This window comes from Allobosea sp. P5_A5, from assembly GCF_056400625.1.
On sequence record NZ_JBFUKY010000001.1, the window covers coordinates 298,700 to 313,976 of the forward strand.

The following is a 15,277-nucleotide window of genomic DNA, read 5'->3' on the forward strand; positions in this document are numbered from 1 at the left end:
CGGCTTTTAAACCCCATCTGTTGGGGGCAAGAGCCGAGGCGGACTCGCGGCACAGTCGATCGCGGCGAAAATCGCCAGCGGACGCTGCAAAGCGATCCACCGGGACACCCCGCCCGAGGAACTTCATGTCGTCGCGGCAGGTCTCCTGGCTCGCGGGTCGTCGCTCTTGTCCGTCTTCCCAGCGCCTTGCGCACCAGTGACATAGGCTGGACTTAAGAACTCGCCGCTGACAGTTGCGGGGGCAGCGCCGGTTTCGCACCGGCTTCCCTCTTAGCTCTCGATCTTGCGATTCGAGAGACCGTGACAACCAGATCTAGTGGCGCGTCCGGCGCGGATGTCAATTCATAGTGAAGCAAAGGCGCAGCGTCTGTGGATATCTCGGAAGGGAGCCGACATTCGCTGCGATGATCAAGGCCGTCTAGCAACTTGGCTACCGCCGCTCGACTCCTACCTGACGCAGCGCTATTCCGGCTCATCTCGGCTGGATCGACACCCATGAACATTCTTCTCGCATTCGCGCCGTTCTTGGCTTTCGCGCTGGTCGATCGGGCGCTCGGCTCCCTCGACGGTTTGCTCGCCGGCGCGGTGGTTTCGATCGCGATGATGGTCCGCGATACAATGCTTCATGGCAAGTCGCCCAAAGTCCTGGAGATTGGAACCGTACTGCTGTTCGCCGGCTTGGCGGCCTGGTTCTTGGCGTTCCAGCCGGCCTGGTCGATCATCGACGTTCGGCTGCGGGTCGACCTGGGCCTGCTGCTAATCGTGATCCTTTCAATGCTGATCGGGAAGCCGTTCACCCTCCAGTACGCCCGCGAGAACGTGGAGCCCGAGCTCTGGTCGAGCCCGACGTTCCTTAAGACCAGCTATGTCATCTCGGCTGCTTGGGTGGCCGCCTTCGCCGTGCTGGTCGCAGTCGACCTGCTGTGGATCTACCGGCCTGACGTGCCGCCCCGCCTCGGCGTATGGGCTACCATCGCGGCGCTGTTCGGGGCCGTGAAGTTCACCGGTTGGTATCCGCGCTCGCTACAGTCCCAGGCATCGCGCAGGCCCGCCGATCAGGCGTAGGCGACCCAGCCGCGGAAGGTGAAGCCGACGTAGAACAGTCTGACGTCTCGGAACCCGGCATCCAGTAACAGCCGCTCATCCTCAGCGGGCGAGAGAATCGCCAGCTTCTCGACGATGCCGGCCCGCGCGGCGTGCGCCTGCGACGGCTCGATCCCTGACGAGATAGCGAAGGCGGCGAACCGCGACATCCACATGTCCATCTCGTCGGCGGGGATGCTGTAGTGGGCGACGACCAGCGGGGCGCCCGGCTTCAGGCGACGCCGGATCTCCCGCAGCGTCCGCAGGCGCTCCTCGCCCTCGATGAAATGCAATGTCAAAATGCAGGCGCCTGCGTCAAACGGGCCTTCGGGCGCGATCTCGATGAATCCATGGTGCAGGGTGGCGCGGGTCTCGAGGTCGCCCAGGGTCATCCGCGCCAAATCTAGCATGGCCGCGGAGGGATCGACTCCGACGAAGGCCCATCCAGGCTGCGCCTCGGCGAACACTTTAAGCTCAAGCCCGCCGCCGGCGCCTAGAACGAGGACCTGCCCGTCGTCCGGGGTTCGCTCCGCGAGGAGCAGCATCGCCATGCGCTGCATGTCGGCGTACCCAGGCACCAAGCGTGGCGGGTTCTCGGCGTAGCGGGTGACAGCGTTGGGCTCGGAGAAGGCGTCCATGGCCAAGCTTATCACAAACTAGCCTGCATTGGAGAGAGCAGTAGCCGACGGAGCACCTGAGAGCAGACATTCGCAGGGTCAGCTATGGGCCAACTCCAGCCCTTCTTCGAAGCCGACAACTGGAATGCCATATAGGAGGAATGTGCACGTGCCAGCTAAGGGCCTGATCCCGTAGCCTCGGCTCTATGACCTTTTTCTCAGCGACCTATCCAGCTACTTTATTGAAAGCGTCTTAGGTGCTTAAAAAGGGTCTGATTTACCCACTCAATCGGGCAACATTTTGTGCAACACTTCAGCGCACATGATCTGCACAAACAATTGATTTCTCTTGTTATTTAGTAATTTTTAAATCCCTCCCTGTCCGCCATCATCCCGCCAGCTATCATCCCGCTAAGGGTTTGACCCAAAAGAAGTCCTGGAATCAGTGGCTTGCGACCGACCCGGTGGTGCACACGGGTGGTCCATAATGGCTGGCGCCCCTGGAAGCATCCCTTCTGAGCTTCAGATCGATGCTGTCACTCCTGCTTGGTGTGGTGGCTCGCCCGTATCGCGCATGCTGCGGCCCAGACCAGCCCGCCCCGGTCCAACTGGCGCAAAGATGGTGTGAATCGGACAGCTCGCAGAAGAAATGCCCTGATCAAGGCTTCCAACGTAGTCGAATACCCCGCACGCAACCCCCTCCTGTGCTATGGCTCTTGAGCTTTTACAACGGGCTCTGCCACTAGGTTTTCAGCCTTTTCGGAGCCCGTCTTCGAAACCGGCGCCACGATCTATCTTAAAGGAATTTGGCGATGCCGATTTCACCCGTAGGCGTAATGCTTTCGCGTCTCCGCAATGTAAGCCTCGTCTCGATCATGGCACTCGGCCTCGGCCTGTCCTCCATGGCACAGGCCGCCGGCCAGCTGACCGTCGGCGTCGGCGACAACATCCTTGGCCTCGATCCGACCGATCTCAACGACTCCGTTTCGCTCTCGGCATCGCGACTGTTCTTTCAGGGGCTCTACGGCTTCGACAAGGACCTGAAGCTGGTCCCCGTGCTGGCTGAGAAGACCGACGTTAACGAGGCCGCGACCGAATATACCATTCACCTGCGCAAGGACGTGAAGTTCCACGACGGCACGCCGTTCAACGCGGCGGCGGTCAAGATCAACTATGATCGCCTGCGCGATCCGGCCAACCGGCTGAAGCGGCAGAGCCTGCTGGAAGCGATCGACAAGGTCGATGTCGTCGACGAGTTCACCGTGCGCCTCGTCCTCAAGGCGCCGTCCGGCGTCATGCTGAACTATCTCGCCCACACTGGAGCGTCGATCCTCAGCCCCAAGGCGATCGAGCAATATGGCAAGGAGCTTTCACGCCATCCGGTCGGCACCGGGCCGTTCGTGTTCACGAGCTGGGCGACCGACAGCTTGAAGGCCGCGCGAAATGCCGATTACTGGCGAAAGGGCTCGCCGAAGGTCGACGGCGTGACGATCCGGAGCGTCGGCGAAAGCGGTGCGCGGCTGGCGCTCCTGCGCTCGGGCGAGGCGCAATACATCTTCCCGCTCCCGCAGGAGACGGTCCAGATCGTCGAGAAGGACAGCCGCCTCGCCATCGACAAGACACCCTCGATCGTAACGCAGTATGTCGCGTTGAACACGCTGAAGAAGCCCTTCGACGATCCGCGTGTGCGCCAGGCGCTGAACTACGCGATCGACAAGACCGCCTTCGTGAAGGTCGTCTATAACGGCTTCGGCATTCCGATGGACGCGCCGGTGGCGCCCGGCATCGCTTTCTACAGCAAGCAGGGCGTCTGGCCCTATGATCCTGCCAAAGCCAAGCAACTGCTGGCGGAAGCCGGCTATCCCGATGGGTTCGAGAGCGAGATCTGGAACTTCAGCAACACGCTGAACAATCGCGCCTCGCAGTTCCTGCAGCAGCAGCTCGCCGCCGTCGGCGTCAGGGTGAAGCTGAACCCGCTCGAGGCCGGCGTTGCGACGACGCGGCTCTGGGGCGCCAAGACCCCGGAGGAGGCCGAAGTCCGGATGTTCTTCGGCAGTTGGGCGCCTTCGACGGGCGATGCGGACTGGGCCCTGCGGCCCTTGCTGTCGAGCCGCAGCTATCCTCCGGCGCTCTATAACATCTCCTATTTCAAGGACGCCGAGGTCGATGCCGAGCTGCAAAAGGGCCTGTCGACGGCCGATGCCGGGCAGCGCAAGGCAGCCTATGACCGGATCCAGAAGATCGTCTGGGAGAAGGCCCCCTGGATCTTCCTTTCGGTCAACACGCTCGTCGCGGGTCGCGACAAGCGGCTGAGCGGCCTGACCTTGCTGCCCGATACCGCGCTGACCTATGAGGATGCCGTCCTCCAGTGACGGCATCGCGATGAGCCAGCCGGACCTCCTCAGCGTCAAAGGACTCTCGATCAGCTTTCCGGCCGAGAAAGGCCGGGCGACCGTCGTCCGCGATCTCTCTCTGACGGTGGCGCCAGGCGAGACGGTGGCGCTCGTCGGGGAGTCTGGCTCAGGCAAATCCGTGACCTCGCTGGCGATCACCCGGCTGCTCGACCATGGCCCTGGCCGCATCGATGCCGGGCAGATCCTCTACCGCGATCGTTCGGGCAAGGTCCGCGATCTGGCGCGCGAGGACATGGACGCGATGCGCGCGCTTCGCGGCCCGGAGATCGCGATGATCTTCCAGCAGCCGATGAGTTCGCTCAACCCGGTGCTGCGTGTTGGCGAGCAGATCGCCGAGGCCATCGTGGAGCATCGCGGTGTCGGCTGGGCCGTGGCGGAGGCGGAAGCGTTGCGCCTGCTCGAACGCGTGCGAATTCCCGATGCGGGGCGGCAACTGAAGCGATTTCCGTTCGAGCTTTCGGGCGGGATGCGGCAGCGCGTGATGATCGCGATTGCGCTCGCCAGCCATCCGCGCCTGTTGATCGCCGACGAGCCGACGACGGCGCTCGACGTGACCGTGCAGGCGCAGGTTCTCCGCCTGCTGCGCGAGCTCCGGGACGATCTCGGCACGGGCCTGCTCTTCATTACCCACGACATGGGCGTGGTCGCGGAACTCGCCGACCGCGTCGTCGTGATGCAAGGCGGCGAGCATGTCGAGGACGGGCCGGTCGGGCGCATTTTCGCTGCCCCGAACCAGCCCTATACCAAAAGCCTGCTTGCCGCCGTGCCGGTGCTCGGAAGCCTTGCGGGAAGCGCGTTGCCTGCGCCGTTCGCCCCATCGGGCGAGCCGATCCAGCTTCAGGACACTGTCGTCGCGGGCGCGCCGACGCTGGAGGTCCGCGATCTCGTGACGCGTTTCGACGTGCGCAATGGCTTCGGGATGGTGCGCGCACGCGTCCACGCCGTCGAGCAGGTCAGCCTCGATATCAATCCTGGCGAGACGCTGGCGCTGGTCGGCGAAAGCGGCTGCGGCAAGAGCACGCTCGGCCGCAGTATCGTCAGGCTCGAGACGCCGCGCTCCGGCCAGATCCGCTTCGACGGACTTGACGTGCTGACCGCTACGACGGCGGATTCGCAGCTGCGTCGCGGCATCCAATATGTCTTCCAGGACCCCTACAGCGCGCTCGATCCGCGGCTGACGGTCGGGTTTTCCATCGCGGAACCGATCCGCACCCATCGCTTGCGCGAGGGCGCGGCCATCACCGAGCGTGTCGCCGAACTGCTGGAGCTGGTCGGCCTGCCCCAGCATTTCGCCTCGCGCTACCCTCACGAGCTGTCGGGCGGCCAATGCCAGCGTGTCGGTATCGCACGCGCCCTGGCGTCGGAACCAAGGCTGATCATTGCTGATGAGGCGGTCGCGGCGCTCGACGTCTCGATCCGCGCGCAGATCGTCAATCTGCTGATGGCGCTGCAGCGACGGCTCGGACTCGCCTGCTTGTTCATCTCGCATGACATGGCGGTGGTCGAGCGCGTCAGCCATCGCGTCGCGGTGATGTATCTCGGGCAGATCATCGAGATCGGCCCTCGCCAAGCCGTGCTGTCGTCGCCGCAGCACGACTACACGCGCCGGCTGCTGGCAGCGGTTCCGGTGCCCGACCCGTCTCGCCGCCGCGAGCCGGCGCTGACGGACGATGCGGAGGTGCCGAGCCCGTTGCGTGCACGCGACGACAGGCCGAATGTCGCGCCGCTGGTCGAGGTCGGCCCCGGCCATTTCGTCGCGCGCCACCGGGTCGGAGGCCTGTATTGATGCTTGCGGCCTTGGAAACCCGGTTCATGGAAAGCGAGCGATGCTCTTCTTTCTAAGGCGCCTGCTCGGAGCGATCCCGGTGCTGTTCGCCGTCTCGCTCTTCGTCTTCGGCTTCGTCAGGGTCTTGCCCGGTGACCCCGCCCGTCTTGTCGCGGGTGCCGATGCGACGGAACAGGAAGTCGCGTCGGCCCGGGAGTCGCTTGGCCTCGACCGCCCGGTCTGGGAGCAATATGTCCGCTATGTCTCCGCGAGCGTGCAAGGCGATCTCGGCCGTTCCAGCCGCACGCGCGAACCCGTGATCGACGTCATCGCCGCGCGCTTCTGGCCGACGCTGTGGCTGACGCTGGCGGCCATGGGCTGGGCGACTGTCGTTGGCGTGTTCATCGGCGTCTGGGCGGGCGTCCGGCGAGGGCGCTGGCGGGATCAGCTCGCGATGCTGCTCGCCATCGGCGGCCTTTCCTTCCCCGGCTTCTGGCTGGGCCTGCTTCTCATCAACCTGTTCTCCGTCCATCTCGGCTGGCTGCCGACCGGCGGCTTCGACAGCTGGCAATCCTTGCTGATGCCGTCTTTCACGCTCGGCGTGAGCGTGGCGGCGGTGCTCGCCCGTTTCTCGCGCTCGGCCTATGTTGACGTCGCCAGCGAGGACTATGTCCGCACCGCGCGCAGCAAGGGCCTGCGCGAGCGGCGGGTAATCTGGCGCCACGGCGTGCGCAACGCGCTGATCCCCGTCGTCACGCTGACGGGTCTCGAGTTCGGCACGTTGCTCGGCGGCGCGATCGTGGTGGAGACGGTGTTCGCTTGGCCGGGCCTCGGCCGGTTGCTGGTCGATAGCATCGCCTTCCGCGACTATCCCGTGATCCAGGCCGAGATCCTGCTGCTCTCGGCCGAATTCATGCTGATCAACCTCGTGGTCGATCTGCTCTACGGTTATCTCAATCCGGAAATCCGGCTTCGCTCATGACCGCCCCCGCCGTCCGCTCCCCCGCGACCGAGTTCTGGCGCCGGTTGAGGCGCCGCCATACGGCGCTCGCAGCCGGTAGCGTGATCGTCCTCGTCATCCTGATCGCTTTGCTGGCACCCGTGGTCGCTCCGTTCGATCCTGCCGCCGCAGATTACGACGCCGTGCTGCAGGGTCCCTCGCTCGCCCATCTCGCGGGCACCGACTCCTATGGCCGCGATATTCTGAGCCGGATCATCTGGGGCGGTCGCACCTCGCTCGCCGTCGGTTTGGTCTCGGCCCTGGCCGGCGGCCTTGTGGGCACCGGGCTCGGCCTGCTCAGCGGCTGGCGTGGCGGCTGGGTCGATGCCGTGCTGATGCGGCTCTGCGACGTCTTGTTCGCATTTCCGGGCATCCTGCTGGCGATCGGCGTCGTGGCCTTGCTGGGGCCGGGCGTCGCCAACGTCATCTGGGCCGTCGCGGTGTTCAGCGTGCCGGTCTTCGCCAGGCTGGTCCGGGGCACGACCATCGCGTTGAAGCAGACGCAATACATCCAGGCGGCCCGGACCATCGGTGTGCCCACGGCCAAGCTCGTGCTGTATCATGTGCTGCCCGGCGCCCTGCCGGTGGTGATTGTCTATATGAGCCTGCGCATCGGCTCCGCCATCCTCGTCGGAGCCGCGCTGTCCTTCATCGGGCTGGGTGCCCAGCCGCCCAGCCCGGAATGGGGCGCCATGCTCGCCGATGGGCGCGCCTATCTCGGCGTCGCCGATCACCTGACCCTATTTCCGGGCCTGGCGATCTTCATCGTCGTCCTGTGCTTCAACGTCCTCGGCGATGGGCTCCGCGATGCGCTGAGCCAGCGCCTGCAGCCGTGATGCAATTGGAAATACGGGGCGTGCATTCCGCCCTCAGTCGCGCTCCTGCGGCTCACCCAGGCTGAGCATGAGCCGGTTCGCCCAGTTGAAGAAGGCGGCGGCGTGGATCAGGTCTGAGATAGCGAGATCGTCGAGGCCAAGGGCGCGCAGCTTGCCGACATGCGCTGCACCGAAAGCGACAGGCGTTGCGGTCAGCGCGACCGAGGATTCGACGACAGCACTCCAAAGCGGATCGAGATCGGCTTCGACGCAGACGGCTCTCAGGCGGCTAGCGCCTCGCTGGCTGCGGTCGCCTGCCAGCCCTGCAGTTCACGCCAGTTCGGCTCGAGAGCGGCGAAGCGCGCGAGCTTGAAACTCGAAATGTCGGCAAAGCTGCAGGCGCCGTCGAGCACGAGGTCGCGGATCGCACGACCGCTCGCCGGAGAGAGGCCGAAGCCGACGCTCGACAGCGTCGCCACCACGACATTCGCCTGCGAGTCGAGCCTGTCGATCACCGGGCGCCCGTCCGGTGTGTTCTCGATCACGCCGGCCCAGGAGCGAATGATGCGGGCATGAGCCGCCTTCGGCAGCAACTGGGCGAGACGCCGGCCCATATGCAGCATCAATGGCGTCGTCGGCTTGGCCGGTGTGCCCTGCTCCGCCAGGGCCAGCCACTCATGCGGACCGCCGCCATAGGCCAGGTTGCCGCGCAGCGTCTGGCGGCCATAAAGACCGCAGCCATCGACCCCGCCGAGCGGCATCAGCGGCAGCGGTTCGGTCACGATCATCTCGCAGCGGGCCGACTGGACCGGCACCTCCTGCCCGAGCATGGCCGAAAGGCGCCCGGTCTGCGGACCGGCGGCCAGGACGAGGCTGTCGCAGCCGATCGGGCCGCGATCGGTCTCGACGGCCGTCACCCGGCCGCCCTCGCAGCGGAAGCCGGTAACGATCGTATGCTGGAGGACGCGCCCGCCATGATCCTGCATCGCCCATGCATAGCCCTGCACGGTGCGGTGCGGGTTGGCGTGGCCGCCGAACTTGTAATGGTAACCACCGACGATGGTATCGCCCGCCAGAGGTACCATTTCCTTCGCCTGCTTGACGTCGAGCACCTGCGACGCAAAGCCCTGCCGCTCGGCATTGCGCAGCGCGCGGCCATAGAGCCCCATCTGATGCTCGCTGGCGGCCAGGCGCACGCGCCCGCCGCTGAACTCGGTCGGGTAGCCCAGCAGCGCGTCCATGATCGGCCAGAGACGTTGCTCCTCGGCAAAGAGCGGCGAATGATGGTGAGAACAGCCGCCGCCATTGCGGCCAGACGCTTCCCAGCCGATCAAGCCCTTCTCGACGACCAGCACATCGACGCCATCCCGTGTCAGCCACCAGCCGGCCGAGAGGCCCGTGACGCCGCCGCCGACCACGACGACCGAAGCTCCCTTGATCTCGCTCATGATCGTTCTCACTCGCTCGCGACGGGGCCGGTCGCGTCATTGGTCGCGACGGTATAGCGGTCCGGCACCTCCCAGAACGGGACCCATTGCGGGTGCATGCCGAACCAGGTGTCCCAATGCTCCGCCTGCTCCGGCGCTTCGGGCACATGCATCGTCATCGATAGCGGCATCGGCCGCGTCGGCGCGCGATAGCCGGCCAGCGGGATGGACGAGAGCGGCTGCGCGGCACTAAGCGCCAGCAGCGCCGCGACCTGTTCGCGGCAGCGGCGACCCTGGCAGGGGCCCATTCCGGCGCGCGTCAGCCGTTTGACCTGGTCGGGATGGGGCGGGCCCTCGCCGAGCAGCGCCGACAGGGAGCGGTCGTTGCGGCGTTCGTTCTGCCAGTCGAGGTATCTGGGCGGCCGGATTTCGAGGATCTCCCGCGCCGTGACCTCCTCGCATTGGCAGACATGGAATTCGGCAGACGCCTCGACGACGCTGGCGCGGACCCAGGCCAGCCGATAGGCGGAAAGATCGTATTCCGGCGAAGGCAAAGTCTCGGGCGGATCGTCCGTCGCAACGGCACCGAGCGAGGCGACCGCGCGCGCAGCCTCGGCCTCCGCGATCCCGCGGTCGCGCGTCTTCGCCGCCCAGATACCGGCGCAGTCCCCGACCGCATGGACGTTGGCGATGCTGGTGCGCTGGCCGGCATCGAGGATCGGCGCATAGCCGCCACGCTCGGGCTGGAACGCGACCTTGCAACCGGCTGCATCGATCAGATCGATGACGGGCGTCACGCCGACCGCCAGCACGATGCCGTCGCAAGCGATCTGCCGCTCGGCCGGCGCCGGGTGACCCTGGTCGTCGAGCGCCGCGACGGAGGTAGCCTCGACCGCTTCGCGCCCGCAGGCCTCGCGCACGACATGGCCCGTCAGGATCTCGGTCCCACTGTCGCGCAGGCGCGCCAGCAAGAGCGCGTCGCCCACGGCCTCTCGTGCCTGCTCGACGATCGCCGCGATCTCGACGCCCGTCTCGCGCAAGGCCAGCGCCGTCGTCAAAGCCTCAGTGCTGGAGCCGAGAAGAACGACCCGGCGCGGACCGAGAGCGCCGTATCGCGTCGCGAGAGTGAGCGCGGCGGTGGCGCCCATCACGCCCGGCTTCTCCCAGCCGGGAAAGCCGAGCCCCATGTCGCGCCTGCCGCAAGCGAGGATGACGTGCTTGGCTTCGACCAGGAAACTGCGCTCTTCGTCGGCAAGCCCCAAGACCAGCCCCGGCATCCAGCCCAGCGCGGAGCCGTTGGCGTAAAGTCCCCAGCAGGCCGTGCCGAGGCGGACGTCGATGCCGGCCTCGAAAGCCTCCTCGATCCGCGGTTCGGAAGCGACGAACGCCTCCATCATGGCGTTGCGGTTGCGGGCATTGGCGGCCATGCCCTGCCCGAAATGCAACGGCACGTCGTCGCCCATCGTCTCGATGGGCACCGGGTTCTCGTCGACCAGCAGGACGCCGAAGCCCCGCGCAGCGGCCCCGATGGCGGCAGCGAGGCCCGCCATCCCGGCTCCGATGACCAGCACGTCCACCTTTTCGTCGATGACCAGCGGCTTGGCGGTGACGGATTTCGGGTCTGAGGCCGGGCTGTTCATGGAACTCGCTCTCGAATGACGGCAGGCATTCTTGGGCTGGCAGGCCGTACTGGCCGGCCGGTTTGCGACATTGGCTAGTCGGGACGCGACATGTCGCGTCAAAGTACCTGGTCGAGGAACGCTCGCGTGCGCGCCTCGCGGGGCGTGCCGAAGAACTCCGCAGGCGGGGCATGCTCGACGATCACGCCGCCATCGGTGAAGTAGACTTGGTCGGCGACCTCGCGGGCGAAGCTCATCTCATGGGTGACGAGGATGCAGGTCATGCCCTCGGCCGCCAGGTCGCGGATGGCGACGAGCACTTCCTTCTTGGTCTCGGGGTCCAGCGCCGCGGTGACCTCGTCGAACAGCATCACCTTCGGGTTCATCGCCAACGAGCGTGCGATCGCGACACGCTGCTGCTGCCCGCCCGAGAGTTCGCCAGGATAGGCGTCGTGTTTTTGTGCCAGGCCGACCTTTGCGAGCAGCCGCTTGGCCCGCTCCTCGACTTCGGCCCGGTCCTGCTTCAGCACATGGATCGGTGCCATCATCACGTTCTGCAGCGCAGTCCGGTGCGGGAACAGGTTGTATTGCTGGAAAACGATGCCGACGTCCCGCCGCAGAGCGAGCTTGTCGAGAGCGGGGTCGTTGACCTGGCGGCCGGCGACGGTGATCGAGCCCTTGCTGATCGGCACCAATCCGTTGATGCAGCGCAACAGCGTCGACTTGCCCGAGCCGGACGGACCAATGATGCAGACGGTCTCGCCACGGCGGATGGTGAGGCTAACATCCTTGAGCACAACAAAGGCGCCAAAGGCTTTCTCAACGCCTTCGATGACGACGACGGGTTCGCCGAGTTCATGCTTGGCGACCATGGTCATCCCTTCACATTGAAGCGGCGTTCGACCGCCATGGTGAGGCGTGCGATCGGATAGCAGTAGGCGAAGAACATGAGCAGGAGCAGCAGGTACATCGGCAGCATCAGCTCAGGCCGGCTCTCGGCGACAAGGGCGGCGCGCGTCACCGTCAGCCCATCCTGGATGCCGACAACCGAGATCAGGGTCGTCGCCATGGTCAGGATGGCATAGAGGTTCATCCAGGGCGGCATCATGCGCTTGAAGGCTTGCGGCAGGATGATCATCCACATCGTCTGACGGCGGCTAAAGGCGAGTGACTCAGCCGATTCCCATTGGGCGGAGGGAATCGAGCGGATGCCGCCGCGCACGATCTCGGAGACATTCGCCGCCACCGGAAGCGCCAATCCGATGATCGCCTTGACCCAGGCTGGAAACGCGACGGTGACCGGCCCGAGCTTGATCTCGAAGGGTAGCAGGAACATCGCGTAGAACAGCAGGACGAGCCAGGGGGCATTGCGGAAGAACTGCGTCGCGGCCCAGGCCGGCTTCCGCAGCGCAGCGGATGGCGAGACCTGGCCGATGCCGAACAGCACGCCGACTGCGGTGCCCAGCGCCATCGACAGGAAACTGATCAGGAGATTGAAGAGAAAACCCTGGAAGATCAGAGGCGCCCAGCGCCACAGGACCGTCACGGCGCCGTCGCGCGCGGCCGGCCCGGTCGCCTGCGCGACAGCGAGCGACCCGGCAAAGACGATCGCGACACCGGCGACGAGTCCGGCACTCAGCAGCATCGGGGCGGCCAGTCCGCTCGGCGAGATCGGCGCTGCGCGAAACGGCTTCAGGACCGGGAGGTCGGTCGCGCCGCTCCTCATGGCATGTAGCCCGGAATGCGCATGGCTTTCTCCCAACGGTGCATGATCCAGACCAGCACCCCGACGAGCAGCACATAGACGACGAGCAGGACGTTCATCATCTCGCGGACATTGAACGTTTCCGACCAGATCTGCGACGCGGCATAGAGCAGTTCGGGGACGCCGATCGCATAGGCGAGCGTAGTGGTTTTCACGAGATTGACGAGATTGTTGTTCAGCGAGGGCAGGCAGATGCGGAAGGCGAGAGGCAACACGATCTGGCGCCAAAGCTGGAAACGCGTGTAGCCGAGCGACTCTGCCGCCTCGACCATCGTCTCGGGAACGGCCTCGATGCCGGCACGGAAGATCTCGACATTGAAGGCCCCGGCGAACAGGGAGAAGGCGATAATGGCCCAGCCCGTGCCGCTGACGACGGGCGATTGCCCTCCGAAGCCGTCCGATACGGTCGGCAGAAGACCGCCGACGGCGAAGTAAAAGAACGAAAGCTGCACCAGCGGTGGCGTGTTGCGGAAGAACTGGACGTAAATTCGGACGAGCAACCGGCCAAGCCGCGAGCCACCGCCGGCAAACCAGACCCCAAGGAGCCCAAGCGCCAGCGAAGCCAGGATCGAGACAACGCAGATATAGGTCGTCGTCCACAGTCCCGTCAGGAAGCGAGAGCGGTCAAAGGCGTCGTAGAAGATCGAGAAATTGAGCCCCCGCGTGTCGTTCAGGCGCTCGAAGAAGGCTGCGATCATCGTGTCTTCCGTTGCTTCCGGCGTCACTCCGGCCAACTCGCGCGGGCGCTGTAGCGCCGGAATCCATCGGAGTGCGCCAGCGCGCCGCGATGGATTCCGGGTCTCCCCTCATTCGCCCGGAATGCCGGATGGAAGCGGCGCGGGGGCGCCGGCGCCTACGAGCCCTTCAGCTTCTTGTTGGTCTCGATCAGATAGGGGCTCTGCTWGATGCCCCATTTGCTCTCGAGCGCCAGCAGCTTGCCGCTCTTGTGCCATTCGACCGACATGTCCTTCAGCAGCTTGCCGAAAGCGCCGTCGAGATCGTCGAGCCGCACGGCCATGGCCCAGAGCTGTGGGTCTTCCGAGGTGAGCGGCATCTCGTAATTCGCCCATTTCGGATCGCCGCCCGAAAGCGTCGAAACGATGAGCGTGTCGTCGAAAAGGAAGGCGACGCAGTTGTTGCCCTGCAGCGCGTTGAGACCGTCCGGCACCGACGGGAAAACGACGAGTTCGGGCGAATACACCTGCGAGACGCGGCGGTTGTAATAGGCGCCCTGCACGGCGCAGACCTTGCGGCCCTTCAGGTCTTCCCACTTTTTGAGGCCGGCGCTCTTCGGCGCGAGGACATTCGTTGCGCCGGCATAGTAGTTCGGCTCGATCATACCGATCTGCTTGCGGCGCTCCGCGGTGTCGCCCAGCGTGGCAATCATCAGATCGATACGGCCCTGGCGCAGGAATTCGATCCGGTTGGCAGCGATGACCGGGACCATCTCGAGCTTGACACCGATCTTGTCGGCAACCTCCTGCGCGAGATCGATCTCGAGGCCGACGATCTTGCCTGACGGATCGAGGAAGCCCCAGGGCTTGTAGTCGTTCTTGACGCCGACGGTGAGAACACCCTTTTCCTTGATCTTGGCCAAGGTGTCTTGAGCGAAGCCCGGCGCGGCGGCGAGCGTCGCGGCGAATGCCAAAGCGAGAGCGGCGAGTTTCTTCATCGGTCGCGATCCCCTGTCTTTTATTTGAACTCCTAGACTTCCGGCGGATCAATCTGTGTAATTGATCTCATGCGACACGTTCTTGACATTTAGCGTCGAGTGCTCGGCTGTCGCATCAGACGCTCAGACCTTGGGGCATGGCCGAAACGTCCGCTGTAGCTACGCGAGAAATGACTCGCGCTGGCGAAACCGCAGGCCAGCGCAACCTCCAGAATCGAAAGGCTGGTCTGCCGCAACAGGTCGCGTGCGCGATCGAGGCGGAGAACCATGTAGTACTCGCCGAGCGACCGCCCGAGATGCTGGCGGAACAGGCGTTCGAGCTGCCGCAAGGAAACATTGGCGAGCCTTGCCAGGTCTTCGCGCGCTTCGGGATGTTCGATGGTCTGCTCCATCCGGCCGATGACGCGCAGCAAGGGCGCGTGCGCGATGCCCAGCCGCTCCCGCAAAGGCATGCGTTGCGGACCCGCGCCTTCGCGGACATGGGTCTGCAGGAACCATTCGCTGACGGCGAGCGCGAGTTCGCTGCCATGCTCGCGCGCGATCACGGCATGCAGCATGTCGAGCGGAGCCGTGCCGCCGCTGCAGGTCAGGCGGTCGCGGTCGATCTCGTAAAGCGAGCGGCGCAGGTCGAGGTTGGGATATTCCTCCAGGAACGCCGGCGCGTGCTCCCAGTGGAGCGTGAAGCGATAGCCGCTCAGCACGTTCGCACGGGCCAGCAGATAGGGGCCACCCGAAACGCCGCCGATCCGCACGCCGCGTCGCGCGAGCTGGCGAAGCCAGGCAAAGGTCGGTTGGTGAGTGAACAGCGAGGGGTTGCCCCCCGCACAGACAAACAGATAGTCGAGCCGCAGATCGGCGCCCACGCCCGCATCGGCCGCAATGCTGACACCGTTTGAGGCTGATGCCGGCGCGCCGTCAATCGAGACATGGCTCCAGCGGTAGAGCGGCCGCCCGGAAAGCCGGTTGGCAGCGCGCAAGGGCTCGATTGCCGAGGCATAGGGCAGGAGCGCAAAATCCGGGATCAGCAGAAAGCCAACATGAGTTGGGAGGCTGTCGTCGCTGACAGGCAATCGTATGTCGCTATCGAGCATGTCGTCGAG

The 15,277-nt window shown here is 65.2% G+C and carries 13 protein-coding genes, 1 pseudogene and 1 riboswitch; of the genes and pseudogenes, 5 read left to right on the top strand and 9 right to left on the bottom strand.

The window, feature by feature from the left end; genetic code table 11:
- Positions 1–118: 118 nt before the first annotated feature.
- Positions 119–318: riboswitch (cobalamin riboswitch) on the bottom strand.
- 177 nt (positions 319–495) lie between these two features.
- Positions 496–1,065: a hypothetical protein gene (locus AC1DR6_RS01465; protein WP_476827401.1), complete on the top strand. Its 570-nt coding sequence runs from the start codon at positions 496–498 to the stop codon at positions 1,063–1,065.
- On the opposite strand, the gene AC1DR6_RS01470 is transcribed toward AC1DR6_RS01465, so the two are convergent.
- Positions 1,056–1,721 (bottom strand): class I SAM-dependent methyltransferase, encoded by a 666-nt coding sequence (locus tag AC1DR6_RS01470; RefSeq protein ID WP_476827402.1) that lies wholly within the window; start codon positions 1,719–1,721, stop codon positions 1,056–1,058. The two genes, AC1DR6_RS01465 and AC1DR6_RS01470, sit on opposite strands and share 10 nt — an antisense overlap.
- A 791-nt stretch (positions 1,722–2,512) precedes the next feature.
- Between AC1DR6_RS01470 and AC1DR6_RS01475 the strand changes: the two genes are divergently transcribed.
- From AC1DR6_RS01475 to AC1DR6_RS01490, 4 genes are read left to right on the top strand one after another with little or no spacing between them, the layout of a single operon-like run.
- Positions 2,513–4,072 (top strand): glutathione ABC transporter substrate-binding protein, encoded by a 1,560-nt coding sequence (locus AC1DR6_RS01475; protein ID WP_476827403.1) that lies wholly within the window; start codon positions 2,513–2,515, stop codon positions 4,070–4,072.
- Complete coding sequence (locus tag AC1DR6_RS01480) at positions 4,056–5,900, top strand: ABC transporter ATP-binding protein (protein WP_476827404.1); 1,845 nt, start codon at positions 4,056–4,058, stop codon at positions 5,898–5,900. The genes AC1DR6_RS01475 and AC1DR6_RS01480 overlap by 17 nt, the downstream gene beginning before the upstream one ends.
- 40 nt (positions 5,901–5,940) lie before the next feature.
- Positions 5,941–6,861 (top strand): ABC transporter permease subunit, encoded by a 921-nt coding sequence (locus AC1DR6_RS01485; protein ID WP_476827405.1) that lies wholly within the window; start codon positions 5,941–5,943, stop codon positions 6,859–6,861.
- Entirely contained in the window at positions 6,858–7,715 is an 858-nt protein-coding gene (locus AC1DR6_RS01490; RefSeq protein WP_476827406.1) for an ABC transporter permease subunit, read from the top strand. The genes AC1DR6_RS01485 and AC1DR6_RS01490 overlap by 4 nt, the downstream gene beginning before the upstream one ends.
- Positions 7,716–7,748: 33 nt before the next feature.
- Here AC1DR6_RS01490 and AC1DR6_RS01495 read toward each other — a convergent pair.
- From AC1DR6_RS01495 to AC1DR6_RS01530, 8 genes and pseudogenes are all read right to left on the bottom strand, one after another.
- Positions 7,749–7,964, bottom strand: a pseudogene (locus AC1DR6_RS01495) (carboxymuconolactone decarboxylase family protein); the annotation flags it as partial.
- Between the two features lie 11 nt (positions 7,965–7,975).
- Positions 7,976–9,142 carry an NAD(P)/FAD-dependent oxidoreductase gene (locus AC1DR6_RS01500; RefSeq protein ID WP_476827407.1) on the bottom strand — a complete coding sequence of 389 codons (1,167 nt, stop codon included), beginning with the start codon at positions 9,140–9,142 and terminating at the stop codon, positions 7,976–7,978.
- 8 nt (positions 9,143–9,150) lie between these two features.
- Positions 9,151–10,761: an FAD/NAD(P)-dependent oxidoreductase gene (locus AC1DR6_RS01505; RefSeq protein WP_476827408.1), complete on the bottom strand. Its 1,611-nt coding sequence runs from the start codon at positions 10,759–10,761 to the stop codon at positions 9,151–9,153.
- A 98-nt stretch (positions 10,762–10,859) separates the two neighbouring features.
- Positions 10,860–11,612: an amino acid ABC transporter ATP-binding protein gene (locus AC1DR6_RS01510; RefSeq protein WP_476827786.1), complete on the bottom strand. Its 753-nt coding sequence runs from the start codon at positions 11,610–11,612 to the stop codon at positions 10,860–10,862.
- 2 nt (positions 11,613–11,614) lie between these two features.
- Positions 11,615–12,466: an amino acid ABC transporter permease gene (locus AC1DR6_RS01515; protein ID WP_476827409.1), complete on the bottom strand. Its 852-nt coding sequence runs from the start codon at positions 12,464–12,466 to the stop codon at positions 11,615–11,617.
- A complete protein-coding gene (locus AC1DR6_RS01520) occupies positions 12,463–13,203 on the bottom strand; it encodes an amino acid ABC transporter permease (protein ID WP_476827410.1) in 741 nt (246 codons plus the stop codon). The genes AC1DR6_RS01515 and AC1DR6_RS01520 overlap by 4 nt, the downstream gene beginning before the upstream one ends.
- Positions 13,204–13,358: 155 nt before the next feature.
- Positions 13,359–14,177, bottom strand: a complete 819-nt coding sequence (locus AC1DR6_RS01525; protein WP_476827411.1) for a transporter substrate-binding domain-containing protein — start codon at positions 14,175–14,177, stop codon at positions 13,359–13,361.
- Between the two features lie 89 nt (positions 14,178–14,266).
- A complete protein-coding gene (locus AC1DR6_RS01530) occupies positions 14,267–15,268 on the bottom strand; it encodes a GlxA family transcriptional regulator (protein WP_476827412.1) in 1,002 nt (333 codons plus the stop codon).
- Between the last annotated feature and the right edge of the window lie 9 nt (positions 15,269–15,277).

What these genes read in the sequence shown, in the direction of transcription:
- AC1DR6_RS01465 (WP_476827401.1), top strand. Translation starts at nt 496, where the DNA reads ATGAACATTCTTCTCGCATTCGCGCCGTTCTTGGCTTTCGCGCTGGTC.
- AC1DR6_RS01470 (WP_476827402.1), bottom strand. Translation starts at nt 1,721, where the DNA reads ATGGACGCCTTCTCCGAGCCCAACGCTGTCACCCGCTACGCCGAGAAC.
- AC1DR6_RS01475 (WP_476827403.1), top strand. Translation starts at nt 2,513, where the DNA reads ATGCCGATTTCACCCGTAGGCGTAATGCTTTCGCGTCTCCGCAATGTA.
- AC1DR6_RS01480 (WP_476827404.1), top strand. Translation starts at nt 4,056, where the DNA reads ATGCCGTCCTCCAGTGACGGCATCGCGATGAGCCAGCCGGACCTCCTC.
- AC1DR6_RS01485 (WP_476827405.1), top strand. Translation starts at nt 5,941, where the DNA reads ATGCTCTTCTTTCTAAGGCGCCTGCTCGGAGCGATCCCGGTGCTGTTC.
- AC1DR6_RS01490 (WP_476827406.1), top strand. Translation starts at nt 6,858, where the DNA reads ATGACCGCCCCCGCCGTCCGCTCCCCCGCGACCGAGTTCTGGCGCCGG.
- AC1DR6_RS01500 (WP_476827407.1), bottom strand. Translation starts at nt 9,142, where the DNA reads ATGAGCGAGATCAAGGGAGCTTCGGTCGTCGTGGTCGGCGGCGGCGTC.
- AC1DR6_RS01505 (WP_476827408.1), bottom strand. Translation starts at nt 10,761, where the DNA reads ATGAACAGCCCGGCCTCAGACCCGAAATCCGTCACCGCCAAGCCGCTG.
- AC1DR6_RS01510 (WP_476827786.1), bottom strand. Translation starts at nt 11,612, where the DNA reads ATGGTCGCCAAGCATGAACTCGGCGAACCCGTCGTCGTCATCGAAGGC.
- AC1DR6_RS01515 (WP_476827409.1), bottom strand. Translation starts at nt 12,466, where the DNA reads ATGAGGAGCGGCGCGACCGACCTCCCGGTCCTGAAGCCGTTTCGCGCA.
- AC1DR6_RS01520 (WP_476827410.1), bottom strand. Translation starts at nt 13,203, where the DNA reads ATGATCGCAGCCTTCTTCGAGCGCCTGAACGACACGCGGGGGCTCAAT.
- AC1DR6_RS01530 (WP_476827412.1), bottom strand. Translation starts at nt 15,268, where the DNA reads ATGCTCGATAGCGACATACGATTGCCTGTCAGCGACGACAGCCTCCCA.